The sequence below is a fragment of the Microbispora sp. CA-102843 genome, assembly GCF_050936215.1.
In the GTDB taxonomy this organism is placed as follows: Bacteria; Actinomycetota; Actinomycetes; order Streptosporangiales; family Streptosporangiaceae; genus Microbispora.
This window is the reverse complement of record NZ_JBNJNF010000001.1, coordinates 3286191-3305520: the sequence shown is the minus strand read 5'-3', so window position 1 is coordinate 3305520 and position 19330 is coordinate 3286191. Positions and strand designations below refer to the sequence as shown.

Below are 19330 nucleotides of genomic sequence, written 5' to 3'. Positions count from 1 at the left end.
CCTGACACTTTCCCAGCAGCGGCGGCCGAACCAGGGTCTTTCGCCCACAAATCAGCGTGCCCACCGACCGGTAGTCTTGGCGCCATGTCCGGCACCCGATGGCTCGACGAGGAGGAGCAGCGCACCTGGCGTGCCTACCTGCGGACGAGCCAGCTGCTGCAGGAGGCTCTCGAACGGCAGTTGCAGCGCGACTCGGGCATGCCGCACGCCTACTACATGATCCTGGTGGTCCTCTCCGAGTCGCCCGGCCGGACCATGACGATGACGGAGCTGTCCGCAATCCTCCAGTATTCGGTCAGCCGCCTGTCCCACGCCGTCTCCCGGCTGGAGGAGAAGGGCTGGGTGCGGCGGCTCAAGCGGGCGGAGGACCGGCGCACGACCGTCACCGAGCTCACCGACGAGGGCTTCGCCGCTCTCGTGGAGGCGGCGCCGGGCCACGTCGAGGAGGTCCGCCGGGTGCTGTTCGACCCCCTCACCCCCGGCCAGGTGCGGCAGTTCGGCGAGATCCTCGACACGATCCTCTCGGCCTTCGAGTACCAGAGGGCCGCCGAGGCCGGACGTTCCCGCGAACTCGACGCCGCCGCCCAGTGAACGGCCTCTGACGAGGTCAGCCCGGCAGCGCGGCCGGTGTGCGGTAGAGCGACCGCTGCCGGACGGAGATCGACGTCAGGCGTCCTCGCGATGCACGAACAGCATGAACGTCCGGGCGTAGGACAGCCCGTCGGCAGGCCGGGGCCAGCCGAGACCGGCCAGCACCCGTGAGGCCGCCTCATGGAGGAGGCCGTCGACGCGGACCTCGGCGGTCTCGGACGGGCCGTCCGAGCCGTGGCCGCCGCCGAAGAACGCCTTGACGCCGATCAGGCTCATCGCGTGCGAACCCGCCACCCAGCACCGGCGCCAGGTGTGGCAGAAGCACGTTGCCCGTGGCCCAGGTTTGCACGGCCTCGTGACCGGCCCCGGTACCCCAGCCGGTGATGCCGCCGTGGATGACGTGCCAGCCGGGGAACCCCTCGGGGTCGCTGGGGGGAAAGTGAGCGGCGAAGCCGCCGCTCTGCGTGAGCAGTTCGAGCACGGCGCTGCCCGTCGTGCCGAGCCAGATCTGGATCGCGCGGTCCACGGCCTCCTCCGTCGTTGCGCCGTATCCCGCGACGCAGTCGGAGATCGTGGTGTCGGCGCGCCGGTCGACGTTGAGCACGAAGTCCAGGTCGAGGTGACCGGGATGGCCCGTGTGGTCCCTCCCGAGCGCGACGGCCACGGTTCCGGGCCCCTTGGCCAGGCGGCCCTCGACCTGCCAGGGCCTGCCCATCGCTCCGGACACGTGCCTGGCCACCATCTCCAGAACGACATCCTCCGGCAGGTGCTCGCCGTTCACCTGGTTCTCCTCTCGCCGCCTCCAGGAGCAGACGGTAGTGGAACGGGAGAGCGGGGACAGGTCAGGTTCCGGGCGGGTGGGGGTGGAGCATGAGCAGCACGGCGTGGTTGCGCTCGTCGTGGCCCCGGTAGACGTGGGGCCGGGAGGCCTCGAACCGCAGCGAGTCGCCCTCCGACAGGTCCACCGGCGCGTCGGCGGGCCCCGCCGTGATCCGGCCGCCCGTGAGGACCAGGCACTCCTCGACTCCGGGCAGGTGAGCCCGCGACTCCTGCCCGTTCGCGGCCACCTCGATCGCGTAGACCTCCACGGTGCCGCGCAGCCGGATGCGGTGCAGCAGGCGGGCGCCCACGGCGTCGCCGGTCACCGCGGGCCGCTCGTCGCCCGCACGCACGACCTCCACGACGGGAGCCGGCGGTTCTATCAGCTCGCCCAGTGAGACCTTGAGCGCGGTCGCGAGGGCCCACAGCGTGCCGAGGGTGGGGTTGCCCGCGCCCTGCTCGATGCCGTGCAGGGTCGTCTTGCTGATCCCGCCCGCCGCCGCCAGGTCCGCCAGGGAGATGCCGGCCGCGTTCCGCAGCCGGTGGACGTTGTCGCCGACCACTTGCGCCATGTTCACGCGTATCAGCATAGTGGTATGAAGGTATCAACATAACGAACGGAGTTCCCATGACCGTGTCCCGGCTCCGCGACATCCCCGGCATCGGGGTCGACGTCGTCGGCGACGCCGCCGACGCGGCGGACGATCCGGAGCTGCTGCGGCTGGAGAACCTGGACACCGACCTCCGGCCGCCCGCCGTCGCGATCGAGGCGACCCGGGCCGCCCTCGACGACGACGCGGCCAACAGCTATCTGCCGTTCCAGGGCCGCCGCTCCCTGCGTGCGGCCGCCGCCGCGCATGTGAGCCGCGTGGCCGGGCGGTCGTACGACCCCGGCACCGAGTGCGTCAGCGTCGCGGGCGGGCTCAACGGCGTGCTGAACACGCTGCTCGCCACGGTCGAGCCGGGACGGGAGGTCGTGCTGTGCGACCCCGTCTACGCGGGGCTGGTCAACCGGGTGCGGCTGGCGGGCGGCGTCCCCCGCTTCGTGCCCGCCAGGGCCACGGCCGAAGGCTGGACGCTCGACCCGGAGGAACTGGCCGCGGCGGTCACCGGGCGGACCGCCGCGGTGCTGATGATGAGCCCGCTCATGCCGACCGGTCTTGTGCTCGACGACCGGCACTGGGCGGCGCTCGCCGCCGCCTGCGAGCGGCACGACGCCTGGCTGATCTACGACGCCGCGATGGAGCGCATCCGCTTCGACGGCCGGCCCCCGAGCCATCCCGCCGCCCGCGACGACCTGGCCGGCCGCACGATCACGGTCGGCTCGGCGTCCAAGGAGCTGCGGCTCATCGGCTGGCGGGTCGGCTGGGTGGTGGGCCCGGCCGCCGTCCTCGCCGACATCCGCCTGGTCGGCCTCACCAACGTCGTCTGCCAGGTGGGGATCGCCCAGGAGGCGGTGGCGGCCGCCCTGGACGCGCCGGACGCCGAGGCGGACGTGGCGGCGGCCACCGCGGTGTGGGGGCGCCGCCGGGACACCGTCCTGCGCGAACTGGCCGGCTATCCGGTCGTCCCGCCGCACGGCGGCTGGTCCGCCCTGGTCGACACCCGCCCGCTCGGGCTGACGCCCGCCGAGCTGTCCCGGCTGCTGTTCGAGCGCGGCAGGGTCGCCGCCACGCCCATGGACGGGTGGGGCCCTTCGGGGACGCACTACCTGCGGCTCGTGTTCGCCAACGAGCCGGTCGAACGGCTGGCCGGGCTCGGCGAGCGCTTCCGCCGCGCGGTCGGCTGACCCTCAGGCCTTCGGATTGCGCTGGGCTTCCGGGTTGTGTCGGGCTTTCGGGTTGTGTCGGGCTTTCGGGTTGTGTCGGGCGATGGCGGCGTTGAGGGCGGTGGCGAAGACCGTCCACCCGGCGTACGGCAGCAGCAGGAGCCCGGCCGTACGGTCCTGGCGGAGGAGGCGGCGGGTCAGCAGCGCGTTCGACACGTTGAGCGCGAGGATCTCCGCGAGCGCGAGGCGGGGGTTGCGGGCTTTGAAGAACAGCGGTGGCCAGGCCGCGTTGAGCGCCAGGTTCGCCGCGAGCGCCCGCCGCAGGGCAGGCCGTGAGCCGTCGTCCGCGTGCGACAGCGCCCGGGCGGAGGCGTAGGCGATCGTCGCGTACAACGGCGTCCAGACCAGGCCGAACGCCTGCGGCGGCGGCTGCCAGGAGGGCTTGCGCAGCCGGCCGTACCAGCCGGAGCGGGCGTAGGTGGACAGGCCGCCGACCGCGGCGGTGGCGGTCACGGCGAGGGCCGTGCGCAGCAGCGTCTTCCTCGATGTGCGCCTCATGCGTCCTTTTTCTTCCCCATGGTCCGCGCTCATGCGGGGACGTGATGGCGCAGGCGCAGCGCGCCGGGATACGGGGTCAGGCCGCCGGGCGCAGCAGGGTGGACAGGCGGTGCAGGCCGCGCGCCGTACGCGCCTTGACCGTGCCGAGCGGGACCCGCAGGTGCTCGGCGATCTCCCGCTGGGTCAGGTCCCCGTAGTAGGCCAGCTCGATCGCCTGGCGCTGCACCTGCGGCAGCGAGGCCAGCGCGCGGCGGATCCGGTCGCGGTCGGCGAACTCGTCGCCGTCCAGCCGGCCGTCGTGTCCAGCCGGGTCGGGGACCGCCTCCAGCGGCACCGTCGCCGGTGTACGCGCCCGCAAGTGGTCCACCGCGCGGTTGCGGGCGATGCCGAACAGCCAGGCCGACAGGCTGCGGGCCGGGTCGAAGCGGCGCCGGAAGCGCCACACCTCGGTGAAGACGACCTGCAGGACGTCCTCCACGTCCTCGGGCGGTACGAGCCTGCGCAGGTAGGAGCGCACGGCCGGGGAATGCACCCGGTAGCACTCCCCCAGCGCTCCCGTGTCCCCCGTGGCCAGGCGGAACTCCAGAGTCTCCTCCATCGGCCCCCCTTGGACAGGAAACTTATTCAAAACTTCTTCGTAGCTCCCCGCGCGAGGACACGACAAACGAACCAGTCGAACCAATGAGGCAGAAAAGCATCAAATAGCGCGAATCACCGCAGAGTTGTCATTACCGCCGAGATGGCGTCACGAAACGTGTTCACCCGGACGACATGCGTGGGCAGGCCGTCCCACCAGCCGAGGCCGCCGACCACGACGCGGCAGGCGGGGCGGAGCCTCGGCAGGCCGGCCAGCGGGGCCGGATCGCCCGTCTCCCGGATCTGCGACCACACGAACACCACCGCGGGGCCGAGGCGGCGCATGGCGCCCGCCAGCGCGGGGTACGGCGTGCGGGCCCCGAGCACGCGGGTCTCCACCCCGAGCATGCCGAGCGCGGCGGCCAGCGCGTGGATCGGCAGCGCGTGCTGCTCCTCCTCCGCACCGGCCAGCAGGACCGGACGGGGATGCACGGGCGAGGGCGCACGCGCGGAGAACCGCGCCAGTGCGGCCTGGAGCCGGTCGGAGAACAGGTGCTCGACGTCGATCCCGGCACCGGTGTCCTGCTGCCTGCGGCTGACGGCCGCGAACACCGGCAGCACGAGCCGCTCCCACGTCCACACCACGCCGTGCGCGGCCAGCGCCGCGTCCAGTCCCGCGTTCACGGTCGTGGCGTCCAGCGCCGCCACCGCGCGGGCCAGCATGACCGCCGACAGCGATCCGGGTTCCGCGGCCGGCCGTACGGCGGCGGTGGGCGGCACCGCGGATTCCGACAGCCTGGGGGACTCGAACGGCCGGGGAGACTCGAACGGCACGGCGGACTCCAGCCGCCCGGACGGCTCCGGCGGCGCGGCGGCCCCCTCCCCGCCCGGGAACGCCGCCCGCTCTCCAGCTGCGCGCCCGCGCCGCAGCGCCTGCCTGGCCGCGTCGGCCGGCGGCATCCCGGCCCGGATCAGCCGGTTCATCTCCTCGAGGCGGCGCAGGTCCGCATCGTCGTAACGGCGATGCCCGCCGGGGCTGCGCCTGCTCGGGCCGATCCCGTACCTGAGGTTCCACGTGCGCAGCGTGGACGCGGGCACGCCGAGCCGCCGGGAGACGGCCCCGATGCCGTAGCCCGGCTCCTCCTCGGCGGCCGATCCGCCCTCGCGCGTCACCTGCTCACCCCGTGTCCGTCCGGCCGGTCATCGCGGCCGCTCGCCGTCCTCCCGCAACCCGTACGCCTCCATATGGCCAGCCTCCCAGCCGCCGGCCCGCGCGCCGCACAGCGGACCTGGCGAGCGCTGGGCACGGCACTCGTGGCCGCCCCTGACCTTGCTTCGGCCCGGGAACCCGGCGCGGATGCAACCGCCGGAGCGGGCGGGCGCGAAAACTCTACTGACGGCGCCGCCGATCACCGTAACGATCGAAGGAGCAGTGCCCGTGACTCCACTCACCGTTGAAGCGGCGGGCTTCCCGCGTCGCCGGCCGAGCGGCGGCGCAGAGGACGGGTCCGCCGGCGGGGCCGGCCGATGACCGCGGGTGGGCCGGTCGTGGTGATCGGCGCCGGGCTGGGCGGCCTGTCCGCCGCGATGCGCCTGGCCGGGGCGGGCCGTGAGGTGACGGTCGTCGAGGCCGCCGACGTGCCGGGCGGCTGCTGCGGCACGGCGACCCTGGGCTCCCACCGCTTCGACACGGGGCCCTCGGTGCTGACCATGGCGGGGGTGCTGGCCGACACCTTCGCCGCCGCCGGGCAGGACCTGGAGCGCTGGCTGCCGCTGCGCCGGCTCGATCCGTACTACCGGCTGACCTTCCACGACGGATCACGGCTCGACGTGGTGGCGGGGGCCGACGCGATGGCCGAGCAGGTGCGGGCGCTGTGCGGGCCCGCAGAGGCCGGGCGCTACCGGCGGTTCCGGCGGTTGCTGGGAGAGATGTTCGAGGCCGAGTGGAGCACGTTCATCGACAGGGACATGACCCGGCTGCGGTCGCTGGCCCGGCCGTACGCGCTGGCGCGGCTGGCCGCGCTCGGCGGCTTCCGCCGGCTGGACGGGCTCGTGCGGCGTCACCTCACCGACGAGCGGCTGATCAGGGCGCACACCTTCCAGGCGCTGTACGTCGGCCTGTCGCCGCACCGCGCCCTCGGCGTGTACGCGGTGATCGCCCACATGGACACGGTCGGCGGGGTCTACTTCCCGCGGGCGGGCGGCATGCACGCCGTCCCCCGGGCCATGGCGGCCGCCGCGGAGAAGGCCGGGGCGGTCTTCCGATACGGCGTGCGGGCCACACGGATCGAGACCGACGGGGCGGGGGTCGTCGCCGTCCGCCTCGACACCGGCGAACGGCTCGCCGCGCGGCACGCCGTGGTGGCCTGCGACCTGGTCCGGGCGCACGGCAGGCGGGGCGGCGACGGCCTGCTGCCGGAGGAGGCGGCCGACTGGCGGCTGCGGCGCCCCCGTTTCTCCCCCTCCTGCCTGGTGGCGCACTTCGCGCTCGACCGGCGCCCGGAGGGGCAGTCCCATCACACCCTGCACTTCGGGCGGGAGTGGGAGGCGACGTTCGCGGAACTGGAGGCGGGCAGGCCGCAGCCGGACCCGAGCCTGCTGGTGACCTGTCCATACAACCACGGGCCACACAACCACGGGCCACACAACCACGGGCCGGCGGACGGCGGGCCCGCCGTGCTCAGCGTGCTGGAGCCCACCGCGAACATGCGGGGCGGCGCCGACTGGGCCACCCTCACCCCCCGTCTCGTGGACCGCATGGTGGGGCGGCTCGCCGGCCTCGGGTACGGCGATCTGTCCGGCACGCCCCGGCTGGTGTTCGATCCTCCTGCCTGGCGGCGGCGCGGCCACTCGGCCGGCACGCCCTTCGCGCTCGACGCCCGATTCACCCAGACCGCGTGGTTCCGCCCGTCCGGCGCGGCCCGGCGGGTCCCCGGCCTCCACTTCGCCGGCATGTACACGGCTCCCGGGGTCGGGGTGCCGCCCGTACTGATCTCCGGCCGTCTGGCCGCCGAACGCATCCTGGAGAGCACCCCATGAGCACGCCATCCCGGGCGCCGGTCGCGACGCTGACGGCATGCTACGAGCGGTGCCGCAGGCTGCACGCGAGCTACGGCCGCTCGTACTACCTGGCCACCCGCCTGCTGCCCGCCTGGAAACGGCCGCACGTCCACGCGTTGTACGGTTTCGCCCGCTACGCCGACGAGATCGTCGACTCGCTCGTGCCGACCGGCGACCGGGCCGCGGCGCTGGAGCGCCTGTCCTCCCGGCTCGCCGCCGCGCTGGACGGCGACCGCGTCAGCGATCCGGTGCTCCCCGCGTTCACGCACACGGTACGGGCGTTCGGGATCGACCAGGCCGACGTGCGGGCGTTCTTCGCGTCCATGCGCACCGACCTCACCGTGGACCGGTACGCGACCTACGACGACCTGCTGGGATACATGGAGGGCTCGGCGGCGGCCATCGGGACGATGATGCTGCCCGTGCTGGAGGCCCTGCCGGGCGAGGAGGGACGGGCCCGCGAGCCCGCCCGCCAGCTCGGGTTGGCCTTCCAGCTCACGAACTTCATCCGCGACGTACGCGAGGACCTGACGCGGGGCCGCGTCTACCTGCCGCTGTCCGACCTCGACAAGTTCGGCGTGACCGAGGAGGACCTCGCCGCGCCGTGCGCCACGCCGGCCGTGCGGGAGCTGGTGGCCTACGAGTGCGACCGCGCCCGCGATCACTATCGGCGGGCCCGCGACGGGATCGCGCTGCTCGCGCCGTCGTCCCGGCCGTGCATCAGGGCGGCGTACGAGCTGTACGGCGGCATCCTGGACGAGATCGAGGCGGCCGGGCACGACGTGCTGGCCAGGCGGGTCAGGGTCTCCCGGTGGCGCAGGGTCGCGATCTTCGCCCGGCACCTGCTCGCCGCGCGTGCCGCCGCGCGGGCCGAGCGCCGCGTGGAAGTGGCCTGACATGGATCCCGGACAGGACACCGCGCCGGGCGCCGGTCCGGTTCCCGGGCCGAGGATTCCCGCCCGCGAGCGGGACGTGATGTCCCTGCCGGTCGTGGTGGACGCCATGGGCGGGGACCACGGGCCCGCGGAGATCGTGCGGGGCGCGGTCGAGGCGTGGCGGGAGCACAGCGTGCCGGTCGTCCTCGTCGGCCAGGCCGGGGTCGTACGCGGGGAACTGGCACGGCTCGGGGCGGCGGGCGAGATCGACGTCGCGCACGCCGCCGACGTCGTGCCGATGACCGAGCGGGGCGCGGGTGCGGTCCGCATGGTCTGCTCCAGCGTGGCCGTCGGCTTCGATCTCATGCGAGAGGGAGCGGGTGCGGCCTTCGTGTCGGCGGGGTCCACCGGGGCCGTGGTCGCCTGTGCGGTCGACCGGCTGGGCACCGCGCCCGCCGTGCTGCGCCCCGCGCTGGCCGTGGCGCTGCCGACGACGGCGGGCGGGGCCACCGTGCTGATCGACGCCGGCGCGACCGTGGACCCGACGCCCGAGATGATCGCCCAGTTCGCGCTGCTCGGGGCGTCGTACGCGCAGCTCGTGCTGGGCGTGGCCGACCCCCGCGTCGGGCTGCTCTCGATCGGCGCGGAGCCCGGCAAGGGGAACCGGCTGACCCGCCGGGCCGAGACCCTGCTGCGCGGCATGCCGCTGCGTTTCCACGGCAACGTGGAGGGCTGCGACGTGCTCACCGGGGCCGTCGACGTGATCGTCACCGACGGCTTCACCGGCAACGTCGTGCTGAAGAACGTGGAGGGGACCGTGCGCGCCACGCTCGCCCTCGCGGCGGCGGAGGGGGTGGCCGGGCCCATCGACCTCGGCCGGGTGGCGCGACGCTACGACCCCGAGACGCACGGCGGCGCGGCCCTGCTCGGGCTCACCCGCACCGTCGTCGTGGCGCACGGCTCCTCCCGGGCCGGGACCATCGCCAGGGCCTGCGTGGTGGCCCGCGACCTGGCCGAGGGCGAGGTCGTGGCCCGCCTCGGCGACCGACTCGCCATCCACCCCGGGCGGTGATCTCCCCTACGACCGGGCCCGGCTCACAGAGTGGCTCACGGGGCGGCTCGGGGACGGGTCAGGGGGTCGGCGCCGTCCCAGGTGCCTGCGCTCGCATAGGGGATGAACCGGGCGAACAGCTCCTCGGAGTACCAGTCGTGGGCGCGGACCCGCTCGACGACCTCGCGGTGTGCCAGTCCGGCGTAGGCGAACGCGCGTACGGCGGCGGCGTCGCGCCACAGGGAGAAGGTGGCCTGCCTGGCCAGCGGCCACTCCCCCAGCCCGACGGAGGCGAGGCAGCCCTCCTGGGCGCGCAGCGACCGGTCGACGGCGGGCACGGACCGGTAGAACGCCGGGAGCCGCGACGGCCGGATCGACGCCCGGGTCAGCACCGCCACCGGCCCGCTGTGCAGGCCGCGGATGATGGGGGTGAACGGCTCGACGCCGTTCCAGCGTCCGCGCGAGGCGATCGGCGCGAGCCGCACGTGCCAGGTCTCGATCGCCTCGCGCCGCCACCTGGCGGGGATCGGCGAGCGGGCCAGGAACTCCTCCAGCGCCCGCTCGTCCCGCCAGACGGCGAGCAGCGCCCAGCGGCGCAGGTCGGCGCCGAGGGTCGTCGACGGCCCCCGGCCCGTGCCGAGCAGCCGCCAGAACAGCAGCCCCCCGGTGCGGCGCAGCACCGGGCGGTCGAAGGCCATATGACGCATCGCCCCCCGGTCGGCGTATCTCTGGAGGTGGAACGTGACGACGCTCCCGCCGCTCGTCTGCGTGCCGGTGGCGCTCATCGGCGGCTACCTTCTCGGCTCGATCCCGGTCGCGGTGCTGGTCGCGGGGCAGCGGGGCGTCGATCCCCGGGAGGTCGGCGACCGCAACCCCGGCTTCTGGAACGTGCGCGGACGGCTCGGCCGCCGGGCGGCCGCGCCGGTCTTCGCCGGGGACATGGCGAAGGGCGTGCTCGCCGGGCTGCTCGGGCTGCTGGCCGGCGGCGCGCACACGACCGGGCTCGGCGTGGTCACCGGCCCGAGCGCCCCGGCCGCGTACCTGGCGGTGGGGGCCGCGATGATCGGGCATGCCTGGCCGATCTTCGCCGGGTTCCGCGGCGGGCGGTCGGTGCTGACCTTCGCCGGCGGCATCGCGGTGATCTGCCCGCCCGCGTTCGCGTTCGCGCTCGTCCTTCTGGCGGTGACGTTCCTGCTCACGCGGTCGTTCGCGATCGGGGCCAGGGCCGGGGTCTTCGCGATCCCGCTGCTGCAACTGCCGTTCGCGCCGATCGGCCATGTCGCCGCGACCGGCGCGCTGATGTGCCTCATCGGGCTGCGTTTCGGTCAGGCGGCGCTGGCCGCGCGCCGCACGTGACGGCATCGGCGAAGGCCGCGGGGGCGGCTGCGGGGTCGGTTACGGGGTCGGTGCGGTAGGTGCGGCTCCGCCAGGTCCTGACGGGCCGCAGCGTCGCCTGCGTCAGGCGTACGGCCGTGGCGGGGTCGAGCAGGAACGACAGCGCCACGCCCAGGCCCGGCCGGGCGTAGCTGCGCCGCAGCGCGGTGGTGAGCAGCACCCGTGCGGCGAGCAGCGTCAGGTCGAGCCGGGTCGGCCGCCCGGCGGCCAGGCGGAGCGCCGGCAACGCGGCGGCGAGCCAGACGACGGCGAGATCCGCCGCCTGCCAGGCGGGGCGGGTGACGTCGCGCAGCGGCAGCGAACGCCCCCACTCCCGCCACACCTCGGCCGCCGACTCGTGCATGTCGACCTCCAGCAGGGCCCCCGCGTCGAGGAAGCCGACCCTCCACCCGTCGGCGGCCAGGGCCCTGGCGAGGGCGACGTCGTCGGTCATGTGGCCGCGCACCCGGGCGAAGCCGTCGGCCCGCCGCATCGCCTCCCGCCGGAAGGCCAGGCACTGGCCGTTGGCCACCACCCGGTGGGGCGGCGGCGGCGCCGGGAGCCCGATCGGGCCGAAGCGGTACACCAGCGTGGCGAGGAACGACGCGTGCAGCGCCTGCTCGGCGAGGCCGCCGCAGACGAAACGCGGGCCCGCGCTGACCAGGTCGTGGTCCCCGAGGGCGCCGGCCAGCGCGCCGAACAGGCCGGGCCGTGGCCGGGTGTCGGCGTCCAGGGTGACCACGATCTCGCCGCGGGCCTCCCGCAGCCCCTGGTGCAGCGCCCACTGCTTGCCCACCCAGCCGTCCGGCAGCGGGCGTCCGCGCACCACCGTCGTCCCGTGCGCGGCGGCGAGCCGCGCGGTGCCGTCGGAGGACTCGTCGTCCACCACGATCACCTCGGTGACGGCGGGGTCGGCCAGCACCCCCCGCAGGCAGGGGCCGAGTCGCCGCTCCTCGTCCCTGGCCGGGATGACCACCGAGATATCCGGACTTCCGCCTCCCGGGCTCCCGCCCCAGCCGATCCACGCCGCCGGGCCGCCGCCTTCACCGCCGCCGGGCAGGGGCGCGGTGAGCGGAGGGAGGCGCCGGCGACCGCGGGCGAGCCGCACCAGCACGACGACGGCCGCGACGGCCTGGGCTGCCGCGAGCACCCGTGCGGCCGTCCCGGCCCGCGGGCGCCCGGCCCTCCCGTTCTTGGTCGTCCTGGCCCTCACCGTCTCGCCTCCCCCGGGCGCCGCGCGGAACGGGGGAGGTCCCGGCGCACCAACGCGGCCACGATCCGCCCGCCCATCGCCACCAGCGGCAGCCCGCCTCCCGGATGCGCGGACCCGCCGACGAGATAGAGGCCGCGTCGCGGCCCCCGGTTGCCGGGACGGCGGAAGGGGGCGAACGGGCCGCCGTACGCGCCGCCGTAGATCGCCCCGCCCCACGCGCCGTACCGGTCGCGCAGGTCGGCCGGGGTCAGCAGGTCGAGGAAGCGCAGCCGTCCGGACAGGTCGTGCCCCCGGCTCGCCAGCCGGTCGAGGACGAGCTCCGCGTACGCCTCGGGCGGCGTCGGCCAGCGCGCGGGGTCGCCGGCGGGGACGTTCACCAGCATGCTCCAGCTCTCCGCGCCCGCGGGAGCCTGGGTGGCGTCGACCACCGCCGGGCAGCCGATGTAGACCGTCGGGTCCTCAGGCGGCCGCCGCCGGTCGAAGATGTCGCCGAACTCGCGCCGGTAGTCGGCGGAGAACACGACCGTGTGGTGCGGCAGGCCCTCGGTCCGTCCCTCCACGGCGGCGAGCATCAGGAAGGCGGACGACGACAGGCCCAGCCGGGCGATCCGGCGCAGCCGGACGCGGTCGGGCAGGAGCCGCCCGTACAAGGAGGCCGCGTCGGCGTTGACGATCACGATGTCGGCCCCGACCGCCTCGCCGAGGGCCGTGCGGACGCCGCCGACCCGCTCCGCGTCGGCGATGACCTCGGTGATCTCGGTCTCCAGATGGATCTCGACGCCCGCCTTGCCGAGCGACACGGCCAGCGCGTCGGCGAGGCGGGGCAGCCCGCCCCGCACGTACCACCCGCCGTCACCGTGCTCGATAGCGGGGACGCAGCCCAGGGCTGCGGGCGCCCGGTAGGGGTTCGAACCGGCATAGGTGGCGTAGCGGTCGACGTACTGACGCAGGCGGGCGTCCCGGAAGAACCGGCCCGCCAGCGCGTCCAGGGTGCGTCCCGGCGCCACCGCGAGCAGACCGCCCAGCCGGGGGCGCGGGAGAGGGCCGCCCGCCGGTGCGCCCGGCCGATCGCCGGGCCGTCGGCCCGCCCGCCGGAACGGCGGCTCGACGACGGGCCCGGACATCGGTCCCGCGAAGAAGGTGCGCGCGGAGGCGTCCAGGCAGCGCTCGGCCCAGCGATGGAAGGCCCGCCAGTTGCGGCCCTCGCCCGGCGCGAGCCGGTCCACCGCCTCGGCCGTACGCTCCGGATCGCGGCAGGTGGACAGCGTCGAGCCGTCCGCGAAGCGATACCGGCACAGCTCGTCGAGTTCGAGCAGGTCGAGCGGGACGCCGAGGTCCAGGAAGAGGGCGGGCAGGGTGAGCAGCGAGGGGCCGATGGAGAACGTGAAGCCGTCCCGCCTGTGCTCGGCCAGCTTGCCGCCGAGCCGGGGCAGCCGCTCGTAGATCCGCACGTCGTGCCCGTCCCGCGCGAGCAGCAGGGCGGCCACCATGCCGCCGACGCCGCCCCCGACCACGATCACCTCCGCCATGCGCGCCTCCAGGCGAGCAGGGCGAAGGCGCCCATCGCGAGCCCTCCGGCGGCGGCCACGAACGGATCGGGCGGCCGGAAGACCACGGCGAAGCCGACGGTCTCCATCACCGCCATGACCGTGTAGAGGACGACGAGCCCGGTCGTCCCCGCCGCCCCTCCGGACCGGCTGTGTCCCGCCGCGGCACGACCTGTGAGGCGGTCGAGAAGCACCATGACCAGGAGAGCGACCAGCAGCCAGCCGGCGAAGTTGGCGAGCGGCACACCGCGGTAAGGCCCCGGTTCCGCCCAGACCCACAGTCCGAGCCTGAGCATCTGCGGGTCGAGGAACAGGTCCCACGCGGTGAGCGCCAGGGCTCCGGCGAGGATCGGCGCCCACCGGCCGCGCGGCGCCACGCGGCGGGCGACGGCGTGGGCGGCCAAGCCCATGCCGCCCCAGGCGAGGGCGACGATCAGCGGGACGCCGCCGGGCCGCGGCCACAGGGCGTCGGTGTAGCGGTAGTCGCCGAAGGGCAGGCCCGTCCTCGTGCCGATCCACTCTGCGGCGTAACCCACCGCCACCGCCGCAGCGAACGCGCCCGCCGCCGTGCGCGGGGTGTACGCCGCCGCCGCGAAGGCGAGTGCGCTCACCGCGAGCAGGACCACGACCGCGGTGGTGAGGCGCAGGTCATGGGGCCGCAGTCCCGTCGCGATCTGGGCGGACACCATCGCGGCCAGCGCGACCACGCCGATCGCGTTCGGCCACGCGCCGCCCGGCGGCCCAGCCGGCCACGCCCCGGGCAGGTGGACGCTGGTCGGGCACGACCGGCCGGGTCGCGGCCCCTCCGGGCGCGAGCCGCGCCGCCGGGGAAGCGGGCCGTCAGCCTCGGCCGCCCTCTTCGCCGCCCTCTTCGCCGCCCTCTTCTCTGTGGTCTCCCACGTCTCCACGTAGGGTGATTCGGCCGAATCCCCCTGATTGGATGCGCTCCACCCCGGGCGGGCGCGGCTGAGGGTGCGCCGGGTGGCCGGGGGCGGCTCGCCGGCACCGCACCGGCCGGGCCGTCACCAGCGGTGGTGCACCTGCGGGCGGATCAGGTCGTCGTAGACCTCGCGGACCGCGTCGTTGGTCTCGGCCGGCAGCGGCGGGAACTGCGCCGCCGCCGCGTTGGCCTCGGCCTGCCCGCGGTTGCGGGCGCCGGGGATCACGACGCTGACCCCGGGCTGGTCGACGATCCAGCGCAGCGCGAACTGCGCCATCGTCATGCCCTCCGGCACGAGGGCGCGCAGCCGCTCGACCGCCTGGAGGCCCACGCCGTACTCGACGCCGGAGAAGGTCTCGCCGACGTCGAACGCCTCACCCTGGCGGTTGAAGTTGCGGTGGTCGTCCTCGGCGAAGACCGTCTGCGGGCCGTACTTGCCCGACAGCAGGCCGCTCGCCAGCGGGACCCGGGCGATGATGCCGACTCCGGCCTTCTCCGCGGCGGGCAGGACCTCGTCCAGCGGCTTCAGCCGGAAGGCGTTGAGGATGATCTGCACGGTGGCCACGCCGGGGCGCGCGATCGCGGTCAGGGCCTCGGCCACCGTCTCCACGCTCACGCCGTACGCGGCGGTGCGGCCCTCGGCGACCAGCGTGTCGAGCGCGTCGAAGACCTCGTCGGTCTCGAAGACGGCGCTCGGCGGGCAGTGGAGCTGCACCAGGTCGAGCGTGTCGACGCCCAGGTTGGCGCGGGAGCGGTCGGTCCAGGCGCGGAAGTTGTCCAGCGTGTAGACGTCGGGCGTCTGCTGCACCCTGCGGCCCATCTTCGTGGCCACGGTGAGGCCGGACCGCTCCTTGAGCAGCTTCCCGATGATCTTCTCGCTGCGGCCGTCGCCGTACACGTCGGCCGTGTCGATGAAGGTGGTCCCGGCGTCGACCGCGGCGTTGAGCGTGGCCAGCGCGTCGGCCTCGCTCACCTCGCCCCAGTCGGCCCCGAGCTGCCACGCTCCCAGCCCGACGACGCCGACCTGCCTGCCCGTCCTGCCCAACGCGCGCTGTTCCATGAGGTCAGATCGTAGCGGGGCAGCTCAGGTGGGAGCCGCTCCACCCGCCAGGTGGTGCAGGAACCAGTCGCGGGCGAGCCGCGCGACCGTCTCCAGCGCTCCCGGCTCCTCGAACAGGTGCGTGGCGCGGGGGACGATCTCCAGCCGGACCGGCGCGCTGATCGCCCGCATCGCCTCCCTGTTGAGGTCGAGGACGACGGAGTCGCGCTCCCCCACGATCAGCAGCGTCGGCTGGCGCACCGAGCGGAGCGCGCCCGCGGCGAGGTCGGGTCTGCCGCCCCTGGACACCACCGTCCTGACACCGCCGGGCCGCGTGGCCGCGGCGACGAGCGCGGCGGCGGCGCCCGTGCTCGCGCCGAACAGGCCGACGGGCAGGCCGCCGACGACCTCGTCCTCGGGCAGCCGGTCGGCCAGCGCGCCCACCCGGTCGGCGAGCAGGCCGATGTCGAAGCGCAGGTGGCCGGTGACCGCGTCGACGCGCTCCTCCTCCACCGTGAGCAGATCGGCCAGGACGGTGGCCAGCCCGGCCCGCTGCAGCTCCCTGGCGACGTACCGGTTGCGCGGGCTGTGCCGGCCGCTGCCGCTGCCGTGGGCGAACAGCACCGCTCCCCGGGCCTCCCGGGGGACCGCGACGTCGGCGTCGAGCACGACCTCGCCGATCGGGATCCGCACGCTGAGTTCGACCTCGCTCATGACGCCCGCCCTCCCCGGCCGCGCCCGGCTGAACTCCGCTGGGGGCCTACCCCCGGCCAATCGCGGCAAACCGGGGACGGCGTGGCGTCCGCGTGGCAACGGGCGGCGTCAGGAGCGGCGCGAGCATCGCGACGTCAGGAGCGACGGGAGCGCATTGCCTTGAGCACCCGCACGCCGCCGTTCTCCCCGGCCTGCGCGCCGCGGGACGCGCCCTCCACCAGGCGCCGGTACTCCTCCGACTCCATCGGGCACAGCGCGATCCGGCCGTCCCGGTCGAACAGCAGCCCCCAGCCGTACCTCTTCGCCAGCGGCGACGACCTCAGGCACGCCTGCGAACGGGAGAAGAACTTTTTCCTGAGCTCCGCGCGCCGCTCGCCGGGCAGCTCCTCCGGCAGGTCCTGGCGGCGCAGCCAGCTCTCGAACAGCACGTCCTCCTGCGTCAGGCCGTACGGCGCGCCGGAGATCAGCTCGTACTGGAGGACGGCGACGGTGGGCTTGCCGCTCCGGGCCCTGGGCACCTCCGCGGCGGTCACCGGGCAGTCGTCGGCGACCGCGATGAGCGTCGAGTAGTAGTTCAGATCGTCCGCCATGGCTCCACTATGCCTGAGTCGATCGGCCGGGTGCCGACGCCGGCGCTCGCCGGCGGGCGCGGCTCGGTGATGAGGCGAACCTCCTCGGGCAGGCCGCTCACGTACACCTCGCCGCTGTCCTCCCGGGCCTCCAGATCGACCCGCGCGCCCGCGATCGGAAAGCCGGAGATGCGCAGCTCCCCGAACCCCTTGGGCAGCACCGGCGCGATCCACACCTTGCGGTACGGCACCCACGGGTCGACGCGGAGCAGGAGCCGTACGAGCTGGATCGGGGTGGCCGAGGCCCAGGCCTGCGGGGAGCACGAGGTCGGGTACGGCACGGGCACGTTGAACTCCCCGCGGTCGAACCCGCAGAAGAGCTCGGGCAGCCGGTCGCCGAAGGCCTGCGCGGCGTCGAGCAGGCCGGTGGCGACGCGCTTGGCCTCCTCCACGAATCCGTAGCGCATGAGCCCGGCCGCCACGAGCGCGCTGTCGTGCGGCCAGACGGACCCGTTGTGGTAGCTCATCGGGTTGTAGGCGCCCATGTCGGAGGCGAGGGTGCGGATCCCGAAGCCGGTGAACATCCGGGGTGACAGCAGGTGCTCGGCCACGGCCGCGGCCTTGTCGCGGTCGACGATCCCCGACCACATGCAGTGACCCATGTTGGAGGCGAGCGCGTCGATCGGGCGGCCGTCGTGGTCGAGCCCGACGGCGAAGTAGCCGCGGTCGGGCAGCCAGAACCGTTCGTTGAACCGGGCGCGCAGCTCGGCGGCCCGTTCCCGGTAGCGCCGCTCGGTCTCGGTGTCGCCCGCCTCCTGGGCGAAGTAGTGGCGGGCGATGTAGGCGGCGTAGACGTATCCCTGCACCTCGGCCAGGGCGATGGGCGGCCTGGCGATCGTGCCGTCGGCGAAGTTGATGCCGTCGAAGGAGTCCTTCCAGCCCTGGTTGAGCAGTCCCTGGTCGGTCTTCCGCTGATACCACAGGAACCCGTCACGCATGCCGTACCGCTCGATCCACTCCAGCGCGGCGTCCGCGTGCGGGAGCAGCCGCTCCACCGCCGCCCGGTGCAGGCCCCAGCGGCGCAGCTCGCCGAGGAGGATGACGAACAGCGGGCTGGCGTCGACCGAGCCGTAGTAGGCGTGCCCGCCGGCCGACGTGTCGTCCTGCCGGGCGCCGTAGCGCAGCTCGTGCATGATCTTCCCGGGCTCCTCCTCGGTCAGCGGGTCGATCTTGGTGCCCTGCAGGGCGGCCAGCCGGCTCAGCGTGCCGTGCGCCAGCTCGGGGTCGAGCGGCAGCGCCATCCACGAGGTGAGCAGCGAGTCGCGGCCGAACAGCGTCATGAACCAGGGCGCCCCGGCCGCGACGGTGGGCGGCAGCTCGGGATGCTCGGGGTCGAACAGCCGCAGCGCGCCGAGGTCGTTGTGGGACTGGCGCAGGATTCCCGCCAGGGCGGTGTTGGTCGTCGTCACCTTGGGCAGGCGCTTGCCCCACTCGAACAACTGTCCCGCCCGCCGGGCCAGGGCGGGCGACAGCCGCTTCTCGGAGTACCACGGCTCGGTCTCGACCCCGTCGATGATCGGGTTGGCCTGCACGCAGGCCGTCCACTCGCCGCGCGGCGGCACCACCACGCGGAAGACGATCAGGCGCGGGTTGAGCACCGGCAGCACCGGGGTGGCGTCGGCCCTGGCGGCCACCCGCACCCCCCTGCCCTTGCTGACCGAGAACATCCGCAGCGACCGCTCCTCCGCCGCGGTCGTCACGTCGGCCACCCAGTGCACCCGATGGGTCTTCACCTCGAACAGGTCGCACACGTCGGAGCCGACGTGGAGGGTCACCATGCAGCCGGCCGGCTCATGGGACATGTTGCGGATGGTGACGTCCTCCGACAGCCCGCCGCCGACGTACCGGTCGCGCACGACCAGCAGCGTGCTCTCCGCCTGCCCCGGCCGCGGCGCCGCCCGGCCAACGAAGGTCGCGTGGTACGGCTCGCCGGCGAGGACCTGGAGCTCTTCGATCGGGCCGTCGTCGACGCGCAGTTCCCACTGCGACAGCAGCCGGGTGTCGGCGTAGTAGATCCCCTGCGCCGCCCCCGGCAGGATGTCGCCGTTGCGGGCCGACACGCAGAACGATCCTCCGGCCACGAGCGTCATGGCACCCCCGCCGATGGCGCTGGGCTGTCCCTCGAACGTCCACCCGCTCGTCATGCCGATCACCCCGGCCCGGTCCCTCGGTCCCGACGGTTGCCCTCATACCCGGAGATAGCGCCGGTTTTCGCCGTGTTTGCAGTCTTACGTCCGCATTGACTGGTCCACGGAGTCGACCCTGGCGCGTTTACTCGCCCATGACCTCGCGTTCCCTACCCTTCCCGCATGCGCAGGTGGGTGAGCTCGGAGGGGCACGAGGTGGACCCGGTCGTCATCGAGGGCCGCCGGCTGCTGCGCGTACGGCACCTGGGCTACCACATCGGCTACTGCGCCTCCGTCGCGGAGGTGGCGGCCCACGTCGATCTCGCCGACCTGGTGGAGGTCGTCGACCTGCGTCACGCCGCCGGGGCCCGTGGACCAGGGGCCCGCGGACAAGGGGCCCGCGGACAAGGGGCCCGCGGACAAGGATGAGGGGTGAGCCGGTCCGGCTCA

The 19330-nt window shown here is 74.5% G+C and carries 21 protein-coding genes; 7 read left to right on the top strand and 14 right to left on the bottom strand.

The window, feature by feature from the left end:
- Positions 1 to 84: 84 nt before the first annotated feature.
- Positions 85 to 591 (top strand): MarR family winged helix-turn-helix transcriptional regulator, encoded by a 507-nt coding sequence (locus ACQEVJ_RS15590; RefSeq protein WP_433101485.1) that lies wholly within the window; start codon positions 85 to 87, stop codon positions 589 to 591.
- Between the two features lie 75 nt (positions 592 to 666).
- Here ACQEVJ_RS15590 and ACQEVJ_RS15585 read toward each other — a convergent pair whose 3' ends face one another.
- From ACQEVJ_RS15585 to ACQEVJ_RS15575, 3 genes are all read right to left on the bottom strand, one after another.
- Positions 667 to 867, bottom strand: coding sequence for a DUF6348 family protein (locus tag ACQEVJ_RS15585; RefSeq protein WP_433101483.1), 201 nt, complete (start codon positions 865 to 867; stop codon positions 667 to 669).
- Entirely contained in the window at positions 770 to 1372 is a 603-nt protein-coding gene (locus tag ACQEVJ_RS15580; RefSeq protein WP_433101481.1) for a DUF6348 family protein, read from the bottom strand. Before ACQEVJ_RS15580 ends, ACQEVJ_RS15585 begins: the two co-directional genes overlap by 98 nt.
- Positions 1373 to 1433: 61 nt before the next feature.
- The gene (locus ACQEVJ_RS15575; RefSeq protein WP_433112748.1) at positions 1434 to 1982 is read right to left on the bottom strand and encodes a helix-turn-helix domain-containing protein; all 549 of its coding nucleotides are present in this window, start codon (positions 1980 to 1982) and stop codon (positions 1434 to 1436) included.
- A gap of 56 nt (positions 1983 to 2038) precedes the next feature.
- Between ACQEVJ_RS15575 and ACQEVJ_RS15570 the strand changes: the two genes are divergently transcribed.
- Positions 2039 to 3199, top strand: coding sequence for a pyridoxal phosphate-dependent aminotransferase (locus ACQEVJ_RS15570; protein WP_433101479.1), 1161 nt, complete (start codon positions 2039 to 2041; stop codon positions 3197 to 3199).
- 3 nt (positions 3200 to 3202) lie between these two features.
- Here the strand turns inward: ACQEVJ_RS15570 and ACQEVJ_RS15565 are convergent, their stop codons facing one another.
- The 3 genes from ACQEVJ_RS15565 to ACQEVJ_RS15555 all read right to left on the bottom strand — a co-directional run bounded on the left by ACQEVJ_RS15565 (position 3203) and on the right by ACQEVJ_RS15555 (position 5485).
- Positions 3203 to 3736 carry a TspO/MBR family protein gene (locus tag ACQEVJ_RS15565; RefSeq protein WP_433101477.1) on the bottom strand — a complete coding sequence of 178 codons (534 nt, stop codon included), beginning with the start codon at positions 3734 to 3736 and terminating at the stop codon, positions 3203 to 3205.
- Between the two features lie 76 nt (positions 3737 to 3812).
- On the bottom strand, positions 3813 to 4334 hold the full coding sequence (locus ACQEVJ_RS15560) for an RNA polymerase sigma factor (protein ID WP_433101475.1): 522 nt from the start codon (positions 4332 to 4334) through the stop codon (positions 3813 to 3815).
- A gap of 113 nt (positions 4335 to 4447) precedes the next feature.
- The gene (locus ACQEVJ_RS15555) at positions 4448 to 5485 is read right to left on the bottom strand and encodes a MerR family transcriptional regulator (protein WP_433101473.1); all 1038 of its coding nucleotides are present in this window, start codon (positions 5483 to 5485) and stop codon (positions 4448 to 4450) included.
- A 354-nt stretch (positions 5486 to 5839) separates the two neighbouring features.
- On the opposite strand from ACQEVJ_RS15555, the gene ACQEVJ_RS15550 reads away from it, so the two are divergent.
- From ACQEVJ_RS15550 to plsX, 3 genes are read left to right on the top strand one after another with little or no spacing between them, the layout of a single operon-like run.
- On the top strand, positions 5840 to 7351 hold the full coding sequence (locus ACQEVJ_RS15550) for a phytoene desaturase family protein (RefSeq protein WP_433101471.1): 1512 nt from the start codon (positions 5840 to 5842) through the stop codon (positions 7349 to 7351).
- A complete protein-coding gene (locus ACQEVJ_RS15545; RefSeq protein ID WP_433101469.1) occupies positions 7348 to 8268 on the top strand; it encodes a phytoene/squalene synthase family protein in 921 nt (306 codons plus the stop codon). The genes ACQEVJ_RS15550 and ACQEVJ_RS15545 overlap by 4 nt, the downstream gene beginning before the upstream one ends.
- A 1-nt stretch (position 8269) precedes the next feature.
- On the top strand, positions 8270 to 9319 hold the full coding sequence (gene plsX / locus ACQEVJ_RS15540) for a phosphate acyltransferase PlsX (RefSeq protein WP_433101467.1): 1050 nt from the start codon (positions 8270 to 8272) through the stop codon (positions 9317 to 9319).
- 35 nt (positions 9320 to 9354) lie between these two features.
- Here plsX and ACQEVJ_RS15535 read toward each other — a convergent pair whose 3' ends face one another.
- A complete protein-coding gene (locus tag ACQEVJ_RS15535; RefSeq protein WP_433101465.1) occupies positions 9355 to 10083 on the bottom strand; it encodes a spheroidene monooxygenase in 729 nt (242 codons plus the stop codon).
- Here ACQEVJ_RS15535 and ACQEVJ_RS15530 point away from each other — a divergent pair.
- Positions 10040 to 10654 carry a glycerol-3-phosphate acyltransferase gene (locus ACQEVJ_RS15530; protein WP_433101463.1) on the top strand — a complete coding sequence of 205 codons (615 nt, stop codon included), beginning with the start codon at positions 10040 to 10042 and terminating at the stop codon, positions 10652 to 10654. The genes ACQEVJ_RS15535 and ACQEVJ_RS15530 overlap by 44 nt on opposite strands.
- Here ACQEVJ_RS15530 and ACQEVJ_RS15525 read toward each other — a convergent pair.
- The 7 genes from ACQEVJ_RS15525 to ACQEVJ_RS15495 form a co-directional block, all read right to left on the bottom strand.
- Positions 10605 to 11885 carry a glycosyltransferase gene (locus tag ACQEVJ_RS15525; RefSeq protein ID WP_433101461.1) on the bottom strand — a complete coding sequence of 427 codons (1281 nt, stop codon included), beginning with the start codon at positions 11883 to 11885 and terminating at the stop codon, positions 10605 to 10607. The genes ACQEVJ_RS15530 and ACQEVJ_RS15525 overlap by 50 nt on opposite strands.
- Positions 11882 to 13414: a phytoene desaturase family protein gene (locus tag ACQEVJ_RS15520; protein ID WP_433101459.1), complete on the bottom strand. Its 1533-nt coding sequence runs from the start codon at positions 13412 to 13414 to the stop codon at positions 11882 to 11884. The genes ACQEVJ_RS15525 and ACQEVJ_RS15520 overlap by 4 nt, the downstream gene beginning before the upstream one ends.
- On the bottom strand, positions 13402 to 14340 hold the full coding sequence (locus ACQEVJ_RS15515) for a carotenoid biosynthesis protein (RefSeq protein ID WP_433101457.1): 939 nt from the start codon (positions 14338 to 14340) through the stop codon (positions 13402 to 13404). The genes ACQEVJ_RS15520 and ACQEVJ_RS15515 overlap by 13 nt, the downstream gene beginning before the upstream one ends.
- Before the next feature lie 114 nt (positions 14341 to 14454).
- Complete coding sequence (locus ACQEVJ_RS15510) at positions 14455 to 15432, bottom strand: aldo/keto reductase (protein WP_433101455.1); 978 nt, start codon at positions 15430 to 15432, stop codon at positions 14455 to 14457.
- A gap of 24 nt (positions 15433 to 15456) precedes the next feature.
- On the bottom strand, positions 15457 to 16125 hold the full coding sequence (locus ACQEVJ_RS15505; protein ID WP_433101453.1) for a dienelactone hydrolase family protein: 669 nt from the start codon (positions 16123 to 16125) through the stop codon (positions 15457 to 15459).
- Positions 16126 to 16259: 134 nt separating this feature from the next.
- Positions 16260 to 16715, bottom strand: coding sequence for a DUF6157 family protein (locus ACQEVJ_RS15500; RefSeq protein WP_433101451.1), 456 nt, complete (start codon positions 16713 to 16715; stop codon positions 16260 to 16262).
- Complete coding sequence (locus ACQEVJ_RS15495) at positions 16700 to 18898, bottom strand: amylo-alpha-1,6-glucosidase (RefSeq protein WP_433101449.1); 2199 nt, start codon at positions 18896 to 18898, stop codon at positions 16700 to 16702. The genes ACQEVJ_RS15500 and ACQEVJ_RS15495 overlap by 16 nt, the downstream gene beginning before the upstream one ends.
- Before the next feature lie 165 nt (positions 18899 to 19063).
- Between ACQEVJ_RS15495 and ACQEVJ_RS15490 the strand changes: the two genes are divergently transcribed.
- Entirely contained in the window at positions 19064 to 19309 is a 246-nt protein-coding gene (locus ACQEVJ_RS15490; protein ID WP_433101447.1) for a hypothetical protein, read from the top strand.
- The last annotated feature ends 21 nt before the right edge of the window (positions 19310 to 19330 follow it).

Bases quoted from the DNA above. Each gene is read 5' to 3' on its own strand.
- ACQEVJ_RS15545 (WP_433101469.1), top strand. From the start codon at position 7,348: ATGAGCACGCCATCCCGGGCGCCGGTCGCGACGCTGACGGCATGCTAC.
- ACQEVJ_RS15570 (WP_433101479.1), top strand. From the start codon at position 2,039: ATGACCGTGTCCCGGCTCCGCGACATCCCCGGCATCGGGGTCGACGTC.
- ACQEVJ_RS15590 (WP_433101485.1), top strand. From the start codon at position 85: ATGTCCGGCACCCGATGGCTCGACGAGGAGGAGCAGCGCACCTGGCGT.
- ACQEVJ_RS15510 (WP_433101455.1), bottom strand. From the start codon at position 15,432: ATGGAACAGCGCGCGTTGGGCAGGACGGGCAGGCAGGTCGGCGTCGTC.
- ACQEVJ_RS15495 (WP_433101449.1), bottom strand. From the start codon at position 18,898: ATGACGAGCGGGTGGACGTTCGAGGGACAGCCCAGCGCCATCGGCGGG.
- ACQEVJ_RS15535 (WP_433101465.1), bottom strand. From the start codon at position 10,083: ATGAGCGCCACCGGCACGCAGACGAGCGGCGGGAGCGTCGTCACGTTC.
- plsX (WP_433101467.1), top strand. From the start codon at position 8,270: ATGGATCCCGGACAGGACACCGCGCCGGGCGCCGGTCCGGTTCCCGGG.
- ACQEVJ_RS15575 (WP_433112748.1), bottom strand. From the start codon at position 1,982: ATGGCGCAAGTGGTCGGCGACAACGTCCACCGGCTGCGGAACGCGGCC.
- ACQEVJ_RS15505 (WP_433101453.1), bottom strand. From the start codon at position 16,125: ATGAGCGAGGTCGAACTCAGCGTGCGGATCCCGATCGGCGAGGTCGTG.
- ACQEVJ_RS15585 (WP_433101483.1), bottom strand. From the start codon at position 867: ATGAGCCTGATCGGCGTCAAGGCGTTCTTCGGCGGCGGCCACGGCTCG.
- ACQEVJ_RS15550 (WP_433101471.1), top strand. From the start codon at position 5,840: ATGACCGCGGGTGGGCCGGTCGTGGTGATCGGCGCCGGGCTGGGCGGC.
- ACQEVJ_RS15565 (WP_433101477.1), bottom strand. From the start codon at position 3,736: ATGAGGCGCACATCGAGGAAGACGCTGCTGCGCACGGCCCTCGCCGTG.
- ACQEVJ_RS15560 (WP_433101475.1), bottom strand. From the start codon at position 4,334: ATGGAGGAGACTCTGGAGTTCCGCCTGGCCACGGGGGACACGGGAGCG.
- ACQEVJ_RS15520 (WP_433101459.1), bottom strand. From the start codon at position 13,414: ATGGCGGAGGTGATCGTGGTCGGGGGCGGCGTCGGCGGCATGGTGGCC.
- ACQEVJ_RS15500 (WP_433101451.1), bottom strand. From the start codon at position 16,715: ATGGCGGACGATCTGAACTACTACTCGACGCTCATCGCGGTCGCCGAC.
- ACQEVJ_RS15490 (WP_433101447.1), top strand. From the start codon at position 19,064: ATGCGCAGGTGGGTGAGCTCGGAGGGGCACGAGGTGGACCCGGTCGTC.